Here is a 13644-nt window from a genome sequence, read left to right on the forward strand (position 1 = left end):
CTTGCGAGGGTTATTGCGTTCAAGAAGTGAAAACATCAGGCCCGTGTCGCTTGCCAAGCTTTGACTTTCGATCCGCTGGCGGACGGCTGGTTACGGGCGTATGACGCCCGAGTAGACGTACCCAGACGCCTTCGATCTGGGTATGTTCCTCGCCGTCAGGGCAGCCACCGCGTCCTCGAGGGAGTCGAGACCCGTGTCGGAAAACAAAGAACCCCACGTAGCGAAGTTCGTCTACGACTTCACCGAGGGAAACAAGGACCTCAAGGACCTCCTGGGTGGCAAGGGCGCGAACCTCGCCGAGATGACCAACCTGGGACTCCCCGTTCCCCCCGGCTTCACCATCACGACCGAAGCCTGCAAGGTCTACCTGGAGAGCGGCGAGGAGCCGGCGGCACTGCGTGACGAGGTGAGTGCGCACCTCGACGCGCTGGAGCAGCGCATGGGCAAGAAGCTCGGCCAGGCCGACGACCCGCTGCTGGTCTCGGTCCGCTCGGGCGCGAAGTTCTCCATGCCGGGAATGATGGACACGGTCCTGAACATCGGCCTCTCCGACAAGTCGGTCCAGGGTCTCGCCAAGCAGGCCGGCGACGACCGCTTCGCCTGGGACTCCTACCGGCGCCTCATCCAGATGTTCGGCAAGACCGTCCTCGGCGTCGACGGCGACCTCTTCGAGGAGGCTCTGGAGAAGGCCAAGGAGGCCAAGAAGGTCTCGGTCGACACCGACTTGGAGGCCGCCGACCTCAAGAAGCTCGTCACCGCCTTCAAGAAGATCGTCAAGAAGGAGGCCGGCCGGGACTTCCCGCAGGACGCGCGCGAGCAGATGGACCTCGCCATCCACGCGGTCTTCGACTCCTGGAACACCGACCGCGCCAAGCTCTACCGCCGCCAGGAGCGCATCCCCGGCGACCTGGGCACCGCGGTCAACGTCTGCTCGATGGTCTTCGGCAACCTCGGCCCCGACTCCGGCACCGGCGTCGCCTTCACCCGCGACCCCGCCTCCGGCCACCAGGGCGTCTACGGCGACTACCTCCAGAACGCCCAGGGCGAGGACGTCGTCGCGGGCATCCGCAACACCGTCCCGCTCGCGGAGCTGGAGCAGATCGACAAGAAGTCGTACGACCAGCTGATGCAGATCATGGAGACGCTGGAGAACCACTACAAGGACCTCTGCGACATCGAGTTCACCATCGAGCGCGGTCAGCTGTGGATGCTCCAGACCCGGGTCGGCAAGCGCACGGCGGGCGCGGCCTTCCGGATCGCCACCCAGCTGGTCGACCAGGGCCTGATCGACGAGGCCGAGGCGCTCCAGCGCGTCACCGGCGCCCAGCTGGCCCAGCTGATGTTCCCGCGCTTCGACGAGAACACCAAGGTCGCGCAGGTCGGCCGGGGCATCGCGGCCTCGCCGGGCGCGGCCGTCGGCAAGGCGGTCTTCGACTCGTACACCGCCGTCAAGTGGTCCCGTTCGGGCGAGAAGGTCATCCTGGTCCGCCGGGAGACCAACCCCGACGACCTGGATGGCATGATCGCGGCCGAGGGCATCCTGACCTCCCGGGGCGGCAAGACCTCCCACGCGGCCGTCGTCGCGCGCGGCATGGGCAAGACCTGTGTCTGCGGCGCCGAGGAGCTGGAGGTCGACACCAAGCGGCGCCGGATGACGGTTCCGGGCGGGCATGTCGTGGAGGAGGGCGACCTGATCTCCATCGACGGGTCGTCCGGCAAGGTCTACCTGGGCGAGGTTCCGGTCGTCCCGTCTCCCGTCGTGGAGTACTTCGAGGGCCGGATGCACGCGGGCGCCAACGACGCCGACGAGCTGGTCGAGGCCGTGCACCGGATCATGGCGTTCGCGGACCGCAAGCGCCGGCTGCGGGTCCGTGCCAACGCGGACAACGCCGAGGACGCGCTGCGCGCCCGTCGCTTCGGCGCGCAGGGCATCGGGCTGTGCCGTACCGAGCACATGTTCCTCGGCGACCGCCGTGAGCTGGTCGAGCGGCTCATCCTGGCCGACACGGAGGACGAGCGCGAGGAGTCGCTGAAGGCGCTGCTCCCGCTCCAGAAGAAGGACTTCGTGGAGCTCTTCTCGGCGATGGACGGCCTGCCGGTGACGGTCCGCCTCCTGGACCCGCCGCTGCACGAGTTCCTCCCCGACATCACCGAGCTGTCGGTCCGCGTGGCCCTCGCGGAGTCCCGCCAGGAGCCGCACGAGAACGAGCTGCGTCTCCTGCAGGCCGTGCACCGCCTCCACGAGCAGAACCCGATGCTGGGCCTGCGCGGAGTGCGCCTCGGTCTGGTCATCCCCGGCCTGTTCACCATGCAGGTCCGCGCGATCGCCGAGGCCGCGGCCGAGCGCAAGAACGCCAAGGGCGACCCGCGCGCGGAGATCATGATCCCGCTCGTCGGCACCGTCCAGGAGCTGGAGATCGTCCGCGAGGAGGCCGACCAGGTCGTCGCGGAGGTCGAGGCGGCGACGGGCGTGGAGCTGAAGCTGTCGATCGGCACGATGATCGAGCTGCCGCGCGCCGCGCTGACCGCCGGGCAGATCGCGGAGGCGGCGGAGTTCTTCTCCTTCGGCACGAACGACCTCACCCAGACGGTGTGGGGCTTCAGCCGGGACGACGTGGAGGCCTCCTTCTTCACCGCCTACCTGGAGAAGGGCATCTTCGGGGTGTCGCCGTTCGAGACGATCGACAAGGACGGCGTCGGCTCCCTGGTGAAGCTGGCCGCGGAGGCGGGGCGCAGGACCCGCCCGGACCTCAAGCTCGGCGTCTGCGGCGAGCACGGCGGCGACCCGGAGTCGGTCCACTTCTTCCACGAGGTGGGTCTGGACTACGTCTCCTGCTCCCCGTTCCGCATCCCGGTCGCCCGTCTTGAGGCGGGGCGCGCGGCGATCACGGCGAACGGAAGCGACCACCGGTAGGCCACCGACGGCCACGGCCACGGCTACGGCCATGGGGACCCCGGAACCGCTGTCCGTCCCCGACCCTCATCCGATGGGCGGCGGTTCCGGAGCACGAAGAGAGGGCGGCACCCTGTGCGGGGGTGCCGCCCTCTCGTGCATCGGCTGTCAGGCGCGTTCCGGCTCCTCTGGCTCCTCTGTGGCCGCGGCCCTGTCGCGACGGCGGCCCAGCAGGGTGCATCCCACGATCACCAAGCCGATGGCGATGATCCTCGCGGACTGGTAGTAGCCGACCGCCAGTTCCTCCGGGGTGCCGGGCAGCCGGAAGTAGACCCACGCGGCCGCGAGAGCCCCCAGGGCGATCAGTGCGATGGCCCCCCACGTCCCGAGGTCGGCCCACCAGGGCCCGGGGCCGTCACCCCGCTCGTCGGCCTGCTCGATGTCCTTGGTCACGGTCTGTTCTCCTGCGCGTGCGGGGATGGTCGCGCGGGAAGACGTGGACCGGGCCCGGGAGGTTCACCGGACCACCCGTGCTGCGGATGTCGAGAACGTTCGGTCGGCTCCGTCCCAGGGGCATCGGCGGCCACCACCGGCCGCACCGGGAAGAGGGAGAGACCGCCATGGCGATTCAGCGGATGGACAACGTCGGCATCGTCGTCGAGGACCTGGACGCCGCTGTCGCGTTCTTCGTGGAACTCGGTATGGAGCTGGAGGGCAGGGCCGAGGTCGAGGGCCCTGTCGCCGACCAGTGCACCGGACTCGACGGCGTCCACTGCGACATCGCGATGGTCCGGACCCCGGACGGTCACAGCAGGCTCGAGCTGGCGAAGTACCGCAGCCCCGCGGCGATCGGCACCGAGCCGCGCAACCGGCCGCACAACATCCTGGGCACGCACCGCGTCATGTTCGCCGTCGACGACATCGAGGACACCGTCGCCCGCCTGCGCCCTCACGGAGCCGAACTCCTCGGCGGGATCGCCCGGTTCGCGGACAGCTATCTGCTCTGCTACGTCCGCGGCCCGGAGGGCGTCATCGTCGGACTGGCCGAGCAACTGGGCTGAGAACGAGGGACCGGGCCGCGCGCCCCGGATTCCGGGAGTGCCCGCGCCTCAGCGCTCGGCGCGGCGCCTGCGTGCCGACGCCACCAGCGCACCGCCGGTGAGCAGAACGGCCGAGCCGGCGGCGGCGAGGTACACGGTGGTGTCGCCACCGCCGCCGGTCTCGGCGAGGTGCGTGCCCTTCTTGCCGGTGTCCCCGGCCGGTGCCGCCGCCTGGTCGTCGTGGGCCTTGAAGTCCGTGGGCGGCCGGTCGCAGCCGATGCCGTCGCCGTCCCGGTCGAGATGGCTGCCGTAGTGCTCGTCGCCCTCGGGGATGTTCGCGTATCCGGCGGCGTACGCCTCGGTGCAGTTCTCGAACGGGTGGTCACCGTCGTGTGCCGAGGCCGCGCCCGGCAGCACGGCCAGCGCCAGCGCGGCGACGACGATGGCGCCGGGCTTGCGGAGCAGGTTCACAGCAGGTCCCTCCAGGTTCATGGTGATATCCGTGCGCGTGATCAAGAAGTGGCGATCAGCCGGATATGAGGTGACGAACCTAGTGAGGCGCGGATGCGCTGTCGGCGACATGAGGAACCCGTGATGCGAACGTGACGTGACCGGAGGGTAACTCTCCGCAAGTCCGCGTCGGCGGCGGCACGAGCTGGGTGAATCCGGTGGCCGCGCTCGTACGCTGGACCCACCCCGTCTGCGGAGGGAGCCCCGCCATGTCAGGCTGGAGTGCCCAGGACGTCCCCGACCAGAGCGGGCGCGTGGCCGTGGTCACCGGGGCCAACAGCGGCATCGGGTACGTCACCGCGCGGGAACTCGCCCGTCGGGGCGCCCGCGTGCTGCTCGCCTGTCGGAGCGAGGCGCGGGGCGTCGGGGCCCGGGACCGACTGGTCGGCGAAGTGCCGGGTGCGGACGCGGAGTTCGTCCGGCTGGACCTCGGAGACCTGGCCTCCGTAAGGGAGTTCGCGGCGACGTATCCCTACGACCGCCTCGACCTGCTGGTCGACAACGCGGGCGTGATGGCGCTGCCGTACGGCACGACCGCGGACGGGTTCGAGACGCAGTTCGGGGTGAACCACCTGGGCCACTTCGCGCTGACCGGCCTGCTGCTGCCGACGATCCTCGCGACCCCCGCCGCCCGCGTCGTGGCCGTCTCCAGCACGGCGCACGCGTTGGCCAACATCGACATCGACGACCTCAACAGCGAGCGCCGCTACCGGCGTTGGGTCGCCTACGCCCGCTCCAAGACCGCCAACCTGCTCTTCGTCCACGAACTGGCCCGCAGGCTGGCGGCCCACGGCGCGGACGTGACCGCCGCGGCGGCGCACCCCGGGTACGCGGCCACCAACCTCCAGACGGCGGGAGCGAAGATGGCCGGGCGCAGGGCAGCGGAACGCTTCATGCGGGTCGGCAACCGCTTCTTCGCCCAGTCCGCTGAGGCGGGGGCCCTCCCCACCCTCTACGCGGCCACCGCCCCCGAGGTGCCGCCCGACTCCTTCACCGGCCCGTCCCTGGCGGGGTGGCGCGGGTCCCCGGCCTCCTCCTGGCGGGCCCCCTGGACCCGCGACGACCGGGCGGCCTCACTCCTTTGGGACGCCTCGGAAGAGCTCACGGGGGTGGCGTACGGCGTCCCGAAGGTCTGACTCCTGGGTCCCTGCGGTCCCCTCGACCCCCGGTCCCTCAGTCCTTCCGGCCGGTCACCGCCACCGTCACACCCAGGCCGATCATGGTCAGTCCGCCGACCCCGCCCACCGCGGAGAGGCGGCGCGGTGAGCGGGCGAACCAGCCCCGCGCGGTCGCCGCGACCAGCCCCCACACGGCGTCGGAGACCAGCGCGATGACGTTGAACACCAGCCCGAGCAGCAGCATCTGCGCGGCCACCCCGCCCTGGCCGCGGTCCACGAACTGCGGCAGTACCGCGGCGAAGAACACGATCGTCTTGGGGTTGGTCACACCGACCGCGAACCCCTCCCAGAACGTACGCAGACCGCCGTGCCCCGCCGCGGCCGCCGACACGTCCTCGGCGAACACCGCACGCAGCGACCCGCGCCCGCGCCACGCCTTGACGCCCAGGTAGACGAGGTAGGCGGCACCGGCGAGCTTCAGCGTGGTGAAGACCAGCACCGAGCGCTCCACGACCGAGCCGACCCCGAACGCCACGGCGAGGACCAGGACGTAGGCGCCGACCGTGTTCCCGGCCACCGTGGTCAGGGCGGCACGCCGGCCCTGTGCGAGCGCCCGGCCGATCACGAACAGCACGCTGGGTCCGGGGACCACGATCAGCAGGAACGACATGGCCGCGAAGGCGAGGAGACGGTCGGTGGGAACCATGCCCCCATGCAAGCACCTGGCCCTTTCCCTCTCCAGCCGATTTTCGCGGCGCACGCTCAGGCCGTCGCCCCGCTGTCCACCACCAGATCGGTGCCCACCACCGAGGAGGCGTCGTCCGAGGCCAGGTACAGGACGGCGGCGGCGATCTCGGACGTGGCCGAGACCCGGCCCAGGGGGAGGGTGGCCTTCGCGCGGTCGGCGCGGTCCGCCTCGGTCTCGCCGGCGCGCAGGGACATCGGGGTGTCCACCGCGCCGGGACTGACCGCGTTGATCCGGACGCCGTCGCGGATGTGGTCCAGGGCCGCGCCCCGGGTGAGGGCGGAGACGGCCGCCTTGGTGGCGGCGTACCCGGTGGCGCCGGGGGCCCGGGTGTGGGCGCCGAAGGTGGAGGCGATGTTCACGATCGCGCCGCCGGAGGGCTGCGAGCGCATCTGGCGGATCTCGGCCCGGAGCGCCAGGAAGACCCCGGTGAGGTTGATGTCGAGCTGCTCCCGCCAGTCGGCCGACGACAGGTCGGCCAGGGGCTGCCCGCCCCGGAACACGCCCGCGTTGTTGACGGCCACGTCGAGCGAGCCGATGGGGGTCCCCCCGCCCGAAGGGTGGGGGAGGTCGACGGCGGCATCCACGACGGCCTGGATCTCGGCGGCCCGCGAGACGTCCGCGGTCACCGCGAGCGCCTTGCCGCCCGCCTCCTCGATCAGCCGGACGGTCTCCGTCAGCGGCTCCCGCCTGCGTCCGGCCGCGACCACGTGCGCGCCCTCCGCCGCCAACGCCAGGGCGACGGCACGGCCGATCCCCGATCCCGCGCCGGTGACGAGAGCGGTCCTGCCGATGAAACGCGTCATGATCTCCCCTGATTCTTGACCGATCGGTTCAGTATGGCGACAGAAGTATGGCGACAGAGGAATGGCGGCAAAGAACGGCCGCAAAAGAAAAGGGCGCCGCCCGCCCCGAGTGGTTCAGTCGAGCAACGCCAACGCCTGTTCCGCCGCGTCCCGCACCCTGCCGGGGTCCGCGGACGCCTTGCCGACGACCCGCAGTCCCTGGAGCAGCACCAGCAGCATGCGGGCGAGGGTCAGCGGATCGCGGTCCGCCGGCAGTTCGCCCTGCGCCTGCGCGCGGACCAGTGCCGAGTGCAGCAGGGTCTCGATGTGGTCCCAGCTGTGCTCGACCCGCCGGGCCGCGGCCGGGTCGTGCGCGGCGAGTTCGGCGGCCGTGTTGACCACGAAACAGCCGCTCAGGCGGCGGCCCGCGTCGGCCGACTCCGCCGCGAAACGGCGGACCACCGCCCGCACGGACGGCAGCGCCGGGCCCGGCTGCGACAGCTCCCGAAGCAGCTGCGGGTCACAGGACTCCTGGTAGCGCTCCAGCGCCCTCAGATACAGCTCGTGCTTGCTGCCGAAGGTCGCGTAGATGCTGGCCCGTCCGATGCCGAGGTGTGCCACCAGGTCGGACATCGACGTCGCCTCGTAGCCGCGCCGCCAGAACAGCTCCAGAGCTGCCTGCAGCGCGGCCTCGGGGTCGAACTCCTTGGTCCTGGCCATGAACGCGAGACTAGGACCATCGAGAACGATCGGTCAAGAAACCTCGTTACGCCGCCCGCACCTCGTACGTGGCGATCCGCACCGACTCGTCGTCCAGGCACTGCCCGGTCTCCAGGTCGAACCGCTGCTTCAGAAGCGGCGAGGCCACGAACGGGCGCCCCTGGTGGGTGCCCGTCAGGCCGCGGGAGAGGACCGCCGCGCCGCCGAAGGGGTCGCGGTTGTCGACGGCGTACAACTGGCCCGCGCGGTCGCGGAACAGGGCCGCCTGCCGTCCGTCGGGCAGCAGGGCCGCCACTCCCCGGCCGGGGAGCAGCCGGGCCAGCTCGCAGACCGCGAACCAGTCGCCGTTCAGCTGGAGTTCGACCTTCAGGTCGGTGGTCTCGGGTGCCAGGGTCATCGCTGGGCGCTTCCTTCCAGGGGACGGTGGCCGATGGTCAGCAGCGGCAGGTCGGGCTTGATCTGCTCGCGCTCGGGGACGAAGCCCACGACCGGGTCGGGGGTGTCCGGGGCGTTCACGAAGGACACGAACCGGGCGAGCTTCTCCGGGTCGTTGATGGTGGTCGCCCACTCGTCGGCGTAGTGCGCGACGTGGGCCGTCATCAGGGACTCCAGTTCCTCGCAGATGCCGAGGGAGTCCTCCACGACCACGTCACGGACGTGGTCCAGGCCGCCGGGGATGCGCTCCAGCCAGGTCGAGGTGCGCTCCAGGCGGTCCGCGGTGCGGATGTAGAACATCAGGAACCGGTCGATGAGCTTGATCAGTTCGGCGTCGGTGAGGTCCTGGGCGAGCAGGTCCGCGTGGCGCGGGGTCGCGCCGCCGTTGCCGCCGACGTAGAGGTTCCAGCCGTTGGAGGTGGCGATGACGCCGAAGTCCTTCGACTGGGCCTCGGCGCACTCGCGGGCGCAGCCGGAGACCGCCGACTTGAGCTTGTGGGGCGACCTGAGCCCCCGGTAGCGCAGCTCCAGATCGATCGCCATGCGGACCGAGTCCTGGACGCCGTAGCGGCACCAGGTCTGGCCGACGCAGGACTTCACCGTGCGCAGGGACTTGCCGTAGGCGTGCCCGGACTCGAAGCCGGCGTCCACCAACCGCGTCCAGATGAGGGGCAGTTGTTCGACGCGGGCGCCGAACATGTCGATCCGCTGACCGCCGGTGATCTTCGTGTAGAGGCCGAAGTCGCGGGCGATCTCGCCGATCACAATGAGGCCCTCGGGGGTGATCTCACCGCCGGGGATGCGCGGCACGACCGAGTAGGAGCCGTTCTTCTGGATGTTGGCGAGGAAGTGGTCGTTGGAGTCCTGCAGGGCCGCCTGCTCGCCGTCCAGGACATAGCCGCTCGCGCCGATCGTCGGGGCGAGGGAGGCGATGATCGAGCCGACGGCCGGCTTGCAGACCTCGCAGCCGTCACCGCCCCGGGCGCCGTCGCGGCCGTAGCGGTCCAGCAGCTCCTGGTAGGTGTTGATGCGCAGGGCGAGGACGATCTCGTACAGCTCCTCGCGGGTCTGCGAGAAGCAGCCGCACAGGCCCTTGTCGACCTCGACGCCGGACGCCTCCAGCTCGGCGGTGACCAGCTGGCCCAGCACCTTGACGCAACTGCCGCACGTGGTACCGGCCTTGGTGCACTTCTTCACCTCGGGCACGGTGGTGCAGTTGTGCTCGGTGACCGCTCCACGGATCGTGCCCTTGCGGACGTTGTTGCAGGAGCAGATGATCGCGTCGTCCGGCAGCGCGGTCGGGCCGAGCTGGACCGACTCCCCGGCACCGGCCGGCAGCACCAGCGACTCGGGCTTGACCGGCGGGACCGAACCGGTGAACGCCTTCAGCGTGCCGTACGCCTCCGCGTCGCCCACCAGGATGCCGCCGAGCAGCGTGCCGTCCCGGCCGATGACCAGCTTCTTGTACAGACCCGCGCGGGAGTCGGAGTAGACGACGTCCAGGCAGTCCGCGGTGGCGCCGTGCGCGTCACCGAAGGAGGCCACGTCCACGCCGAGCAGCTTCAGCTTGGTGGACAGGTCGGCGCCCAGGAAGGCGGCCTCGTCGGAGGCGATGGTCGCCGCCGCCGTCTCGGCCTGCTCATAGCCGGGGGCCACCAGGCCGTACACCCGGCCGTCGGCGGCCAGCGCGCACTCGCCGATCGCGAACACGTGCGGGTCGGCGACCGTACGGCACTGCGCGTCGACGGTGATGCCGCCGCGCTCGCCGACCGTCAGACCGCAGTCGCGGGCCAGCTGGTCGCGAGGGCGGACACCGGCGCTGAACACCACCAGGCCGGTGGCGAGTTCGCTGCCGTCGGACAGCTTCATACCGGTGACGGCGCCGTCCTCGTCGACCACGATCTCCTGCGTGCCGACGCCCGTGTGGACGCTCAGGCCCATCTCCTCGATGGTGCGCAGCAGCGCCGCGCCACCGCCGTCGTCGACCTGCACCGGCATCAGCCGGGGCGCGAACTCCACGATGTGCGAGGTCAGTCCGAGCCCCTTCAGGGCACCGGCCGCCTCCAGACCGAGCAGACCGCCGCCGACCACCGCGCCGGTGGTGCGGGTCTTCGCGTACTCCTCGATGGCGAGGAGGTCCTCGATCGTGCGGTAGACGAAACAGCCCTCGGCGTCCTTGTTCGGGACCGGCGGCACGAAGGGGTAGGAGCCGGTGGCGAGGACGAGGGTCTCGTACGCGAACACCTGCCCGGACTTCGCGGTGACCATCTTCGCCTCGCGGTCGATCGTCACGGCCGGGTCGCCGACGTACAGCTCGATGCCGTGCGTGTCGATGAACCCCATGTCCGTCAGGGAGAGTTCCTCGGGCGTCTTCCCCGAGAAGTACGAGGTGAGCGCGACGCGGTCGTACGCGGGACGCGGCTCCTCGCACAGCACGACCACGCGGTGCGTGGCGGTCATGCCCCGCTCGGCGAGGGCTTCGAGGAAGCGCTGGCCGACCATGCCGTGGCCGACGAGGACGATCGTGGGGGTGGCCTCCGTGGCCTCCGGGGTGGCGGTCATCAGGAGCCTCCGTCGTTGGTGAGCAGGTGGAGCAGCGGGCCGTTGTCGGGGAGCGGCTCTGCTCCCTCCCAGGCGCGGGCGAGCGCGCCGACGGTGCCGAGTTCGCCGACGAGGACCCCGCCGACCAGGCGGTCGTCGCGGACGACGACCTTGCGGTAGGTGCCGCGGGTGGCGTCCGTGAGCTGGACGACGTCGTCGCCCGGGAGCGCCTCGGTCTCGCCGAACGCGGCCAGGTCGAAGGCGGTCTGCCCGGCGAGCGTGAGCCGGGTCAGCGAACGGGTGCCGGTGTAACGGGCGTTCGTCCTTCCGGCCAGCAACTCGGCAAGTGCGTCTGCCTGTTCGAGTGCCGGGGTGGCGAGGCCGTAGACATTGCCGTCGTGCTGGGCGCAGTCGCCGATGGCGTGGATGTGCGGGTCGGACGTGCGCAGTTCGTCGTCCACGACGATGCCCTTGCGCACCTCCAGGCCCGCGGTCTGCGCGAGACCGACACGCGGGTGGACCCCGCAGGCCAGGACCACGATCTCGGCGTCCAGGGCGTAACCGTCGGCCATCTCGACCGAGCGGACCGCGCCGCCGACACAGCGCACGTCCCGCACGCGCAGGTCGGTGTGGACCTCGACGCCGAGGTCCCCGAGGTGGCGCCGGACGAGCTTGGACGCGCTCGGGTCGAGCTGGCGCTCCATCAGCCGCTCGGACTGCTGGGCCAGCATGACCTGGGCACCGCGCTGGGCGAGCGCGCGGGCCGCGGAGACCCCGAGGAGCCCGCCGCCGATCACGACCGCCTTCACCCCCGGCCGGACCGCCGCGGACAGACCCAGGCAGTCGTCCATGGTGCGGAAGGCGTGGACGCCCTCCGGCAGCACGTGGTCGGGGGTGAACAGGCCGCGCAGCGGTGGCAGGACGGGGTTGGAGCCGGTGGCCAGGACCAGCGTGTCGTAGGCGATCTTCGAACCGTCCGCGTACTCGACGGTCCGTGCCCCGCGGTCGATGCCGGTGACCCGGGCACGGGTCAGCGCGGCCGGCGCCGGGAGCGCGATCACGTCGGGGGTGTACCGCCCGGCCAGCACCTCGGCGAGGAGCACCCGGTTGTACGGGCGGTGCTCCTCCTCGCCGATCAGCGTCACGGGCGTGCCGAGCTCTCCGAGCCGCCGGGCGAGCCGGACGCCCGCGAGCCCGGCGCCGATCACCACCACACGCGTATTCGAGGTCATGTCCAGGAGCGTGCGTTGCGGGTGTTACCCGACCGCATCACCTCTGTTTCCCGCGAGGAACGCTGCCCTCAGCTGGGACCGGGGGTGGGTGTGAGGGTTCGGCACGGGGGTCGGGGGCGCGCTGTGAGGACGCGGGCCCCGGACACCGCCCAGGTGGGTGCAACCTGCACGGACGCCGTCCCGCGGGGGCACGAGCATGCCCGACCTGTCACTGACCATGGCCGTCGTCCTGCGCCTCACCGCGTTCGCGGCCGACTGGGTGGACGCCGTGGCCGGCGGCCCGGGCCTCGGCGCACCCTTCGGGTCCGGCCTCCGCGCCGGACGCGAATATTGCGTACGACCAGTGACTCCCCTGACGTTACGGTGGCGCCGTGACGACTCAGGTGATCGTGCTCAACGGCGGTTCCAGTTCCGGCAAGTCCGGCATCGTGCGGTGTCTTCAGGCGGTCCTGCCGGACCCGTGGCTGGCCTTCGGGATCGACGGGTTCGTCGACTCGCTGCCCGCCGCCCTCCGGTCCTCCGGCTCGGGCATCGAGTTCGCGGCGGACGGCGGCGTGAGCGTCGGGGAGGAGTTCACACGTCTGGAGGCGGCCTGGCGGGCGGGGGTCGCCGCGACGGCCTGGGCGGGAGCCCGGGTGATCGTCGACGACGTGTTCCTGGGCGGTACGCACTCGCAGGAACGGTGGCGCAAGTCGCTGGACGGACTCGACGTGCTGTGGGTCGGCGTGCGCTGTGAGCCCGCCGTCGCCGCGGGCCGGGAGATCGTCCGGGGCGACCGGGCCCGGGGGATGGCCGAGAAGCAGGCGGAGATCGTCCACCAGGGCGTGGTCTACGACATCGAGGTCGACACCACCCGCACCGAGTCCCTGGACTGCGCGCGCGCCATCGCCGAGGCGGTCGTCAGCGGCTCCCCGTGAGGTGCGCGAACACCACCACGTTGCCCTGGTAACCGGTCGAGCGCGAGTAGCCGCCACCGCAGGTGATCACCCGCAGCTCGGGCCTCTTCGCGGCCCCGTACACCTTCTCGTCGGGGAAGTTCTTCGCGTCGTACACCTCGACCGCGTCCACCGTGAACACCGCGACGCTTCCGTCGCGCCGGTCCACCTCGATCGCGCTGCCCTTGCGCAGGGCACCGAGGTCGTAGAAGACGGCGGGGCCCTCGGCGTTGTCGACGTGCCCGGCGACGATCGCGGTGCCCGTCTCACCGGGGACGGTGCCCGCCTCGTACCAGCCGGCGAGGTTCTTCTTCGAGGCCGGCGGCACATCGAGGCTGCCGCCCGCGGTGAGGGCCAGGGCCATCAGGGGCGCGTCCACACGGATCGCGGGGATGCGGACGCGGTCGGGCGGGGACGGCGGCAGCGCGGGCGCGGCGGCCCGCCCGCTGTCGCCCGCCGTGCGCGCCTGGGCGGCGGACGGCTGCGGCGGGGCGTGCGTCTCGGCGCCGCTGCGCAGCAGCCACGCGCCGGTGCACAGGGCCACCACGGTGACGCCCGCTATGGCGGTGTTGCCGAAGCTGCGGTTGCGCACAGGTACCTCCTCTACGGCCGGACTGCCCGTCCCCCTCCGGGCCGCGAGGGGCGTCGGACCCGGAGGGGGAGGGGACATGCGGTACCGGCGGACGGACA

General features: G+C 71.4%; 13 protein-coding genes. 4 read left to right on the plus strand and 9 right to left on the minus strand.

Going from position 1 to position 13644, the window contains the following annotated elements; genetic code table 11:
• Positions 1-193: 193 nt before the first annotated feature.
• Positions 194-2914, plus strand: coding sequence for a pyruvate, phosphate dikinase (gene ppdK / locus RKD20_RS29860; RefSeq protein ID WP_424880395.1), 2721 nt, complete (start codon positions 194-196; stop codon positions 2912-2914).
• Positions 2915-3061: 147 nt separating this feature from the next.
• Here the strand turns inward: ppdK and RKD20_RS29865 are convergent, their stop codons facing one another.
• On the minus strand, positions 3062-3346 hold the full coding sequence (locus RKD20_RS29865) for a hypothetical protein (protein ID WP_424880396.1): 285 nt from the start codon (positions 3344-3346) through the stop codon (positions 3062-3064).
• A gap of 167 nt (positions 3347-3513) precedes the next feature.
• Here RKD20_RS29865 and RKD20_RS29870 point away from each other — a divergent pair, with 167 nt between their 5' ends.
• A complete protein-coding gene (locus RKD20_RS29870) occupies positions 3514-3954 on the plus strand; it encodes a VOC family protein (protein ID WP_424880397.1) in 441 nt (146 codons plus the stop codon).
• A gap of 48 nt (positions 3955-4002) precedes the next feature.
• Here RKD20_RS29870 and RKD20_RS29875 read toward each other — a convergent pair whose 3' ends face one another.
• Positions 4003-4425, minus strand: a complete 423-nt coding sequence (locus RKD20_RS29875; protein ID WP_424880398.1) for an excalibur calcium-binding domain-containing protein — start codon at positions 4423-4425, stop codon at positions 4003-4005.
• 227 nt (positions 4426-4652) lie between these two features.
• On the opposite strand from RKD20_RS29875, the gene RKD20_RS29880 reads away from it, so the two are divergent.
• Positions 4653-5579: an oxidoreductase gene (locus RKD20_RS29880; protein ID WP_424880399.1), complete on the plus strand. Its 927-nt coding sequence runs from the start codon at positions 4653-4655 to the stop codon at positions 5577-5579.
• A 37-nt stretch (positions 5580-5616) separates the two neighbouring features.
• Here RKD20_RS29880 and RKD20_RS29885 read toward each other — a convergent pair whose 3' ends face one another.
• The 6 genes from RKD20_RS29885 to RKD20_RS29910 form a co-directional block, all read right to left on the minus strand.
• The gene (locus tag RKD20_RS29885; protein ID WP_424880400.1) at positions 5617-6267 is read right to left on the minus strand and encodes a LysE family translocator; all 651 of its coding nucleotides are present in this window, start codon (positions 6265-6267) and stop codon (positions 5617-5619) included.
• A 56-nt stretch (positions 6268-6323) separates the two neighbouring features.
• Entirely contained in the window at positions 6324-7112 is a 789-nt protein-coding gene (locus tag RKD20_RS29890) for an SDR family NAD(P)-dependent oxidoreductase (RefSeq protein ID WP_424880401.1), read from the minus strand.
• A 114-nt stretch (positions 7113-7226) separates the two neighbouring features.
• Positions 7227-7811: a TetR/AcrR family transcriptional regulator gene (locus RKD20_RS29895; RefSeq protein ID WP_424880402.1), complete on the minus strand. Its 585-nt coding sequence runs from the start codon at positions 7809-7811 to the stop codon at positions 7227-7229.
• A gap of 46 nt (positions 7812-7857) precedes the next feature.
• The gene (gene nirD / locus RKD20_RS29900; protein ID WP_424880403.1) at positions 7858-8208 is read right to left on the minus strand and encodes a nitrite reductase small subunit NirD; all 351 of its coding nucleotides are present in this window, start codon (positions 8206-8208) and stop codon (positions 7858-7860) included.
• Positions 8205-10808 carry a nitrite reductase large subunit NirB gene (gene nirB / locus RKD20_RS29905; RefSeq protein ID WP_424880404.1) on the minus strand — a complete coding sequence of 868 codons (2604 nt, stop codon included), beginning with the start codon at positions 10806-10808 and terminating at the stop codon, positions 8205-8207. The genes nirD and nirB overlap by 4 nt, the downstream gene beginning before the upstream one ends.
• The gene (locus RKD20_RS29910; RefSeq protein WP_424880405.1) at positions 10808-12019 is read right to left on the minus strand and encodes an NAD(P)/FAD-dependent oxidoreductase; all 1212 of its coding nucleotides are present in this window, start codon (positions 12017-12019) and stop codon (positions 10808-10810) included. The genes nirB and RKD20_RS29910 overlap by 1 nt, the downstream gene beginning before the upstream one ends.
• 371 nt (positions 12020-12390) lie before the next feature.
• Between RKD20_RS29910 and cpt the strand changes: the two genes are divergently transcribed.
• Positions 12391-12936: a chloramphenicol phosphotransferase CPT gene (gene cpt / locus RKD20_RS29915; protein ID WP_424880406.1), complete on the plus strand. Its 546-nt coding sequence runs from the start codon at positions 12391-12393 to the stop codon at positions 12934-12936.
• Here cpt and RKD20_RS29920 read toward each other — a convergent pair.
• Positions 12920-13546 (minus strand): class F sortase, encoded by a 627-nt coding sequence (locus RKD20_RS29920; protein ID WP_424880407.1) that lies wholly within the window; start codon positions 13544-13546, stop codon positions 12920-12922. The genes cpt and RKD20_RS29920 overlap by 17 nt on opposite strands.
• Between the last annotated feature and the right edge of the window lie 98 nt (positions 13547-13644).

Source organism: Streptomyces sp. SLBN-8D4, assembly GCF_049739545.1.
Lineage (GTDB): Bacteria > Actinomycetota > Actinomycetes > Streptomycetales > Streptomycetaceae > Streptomyces > Streptomyces canus_C.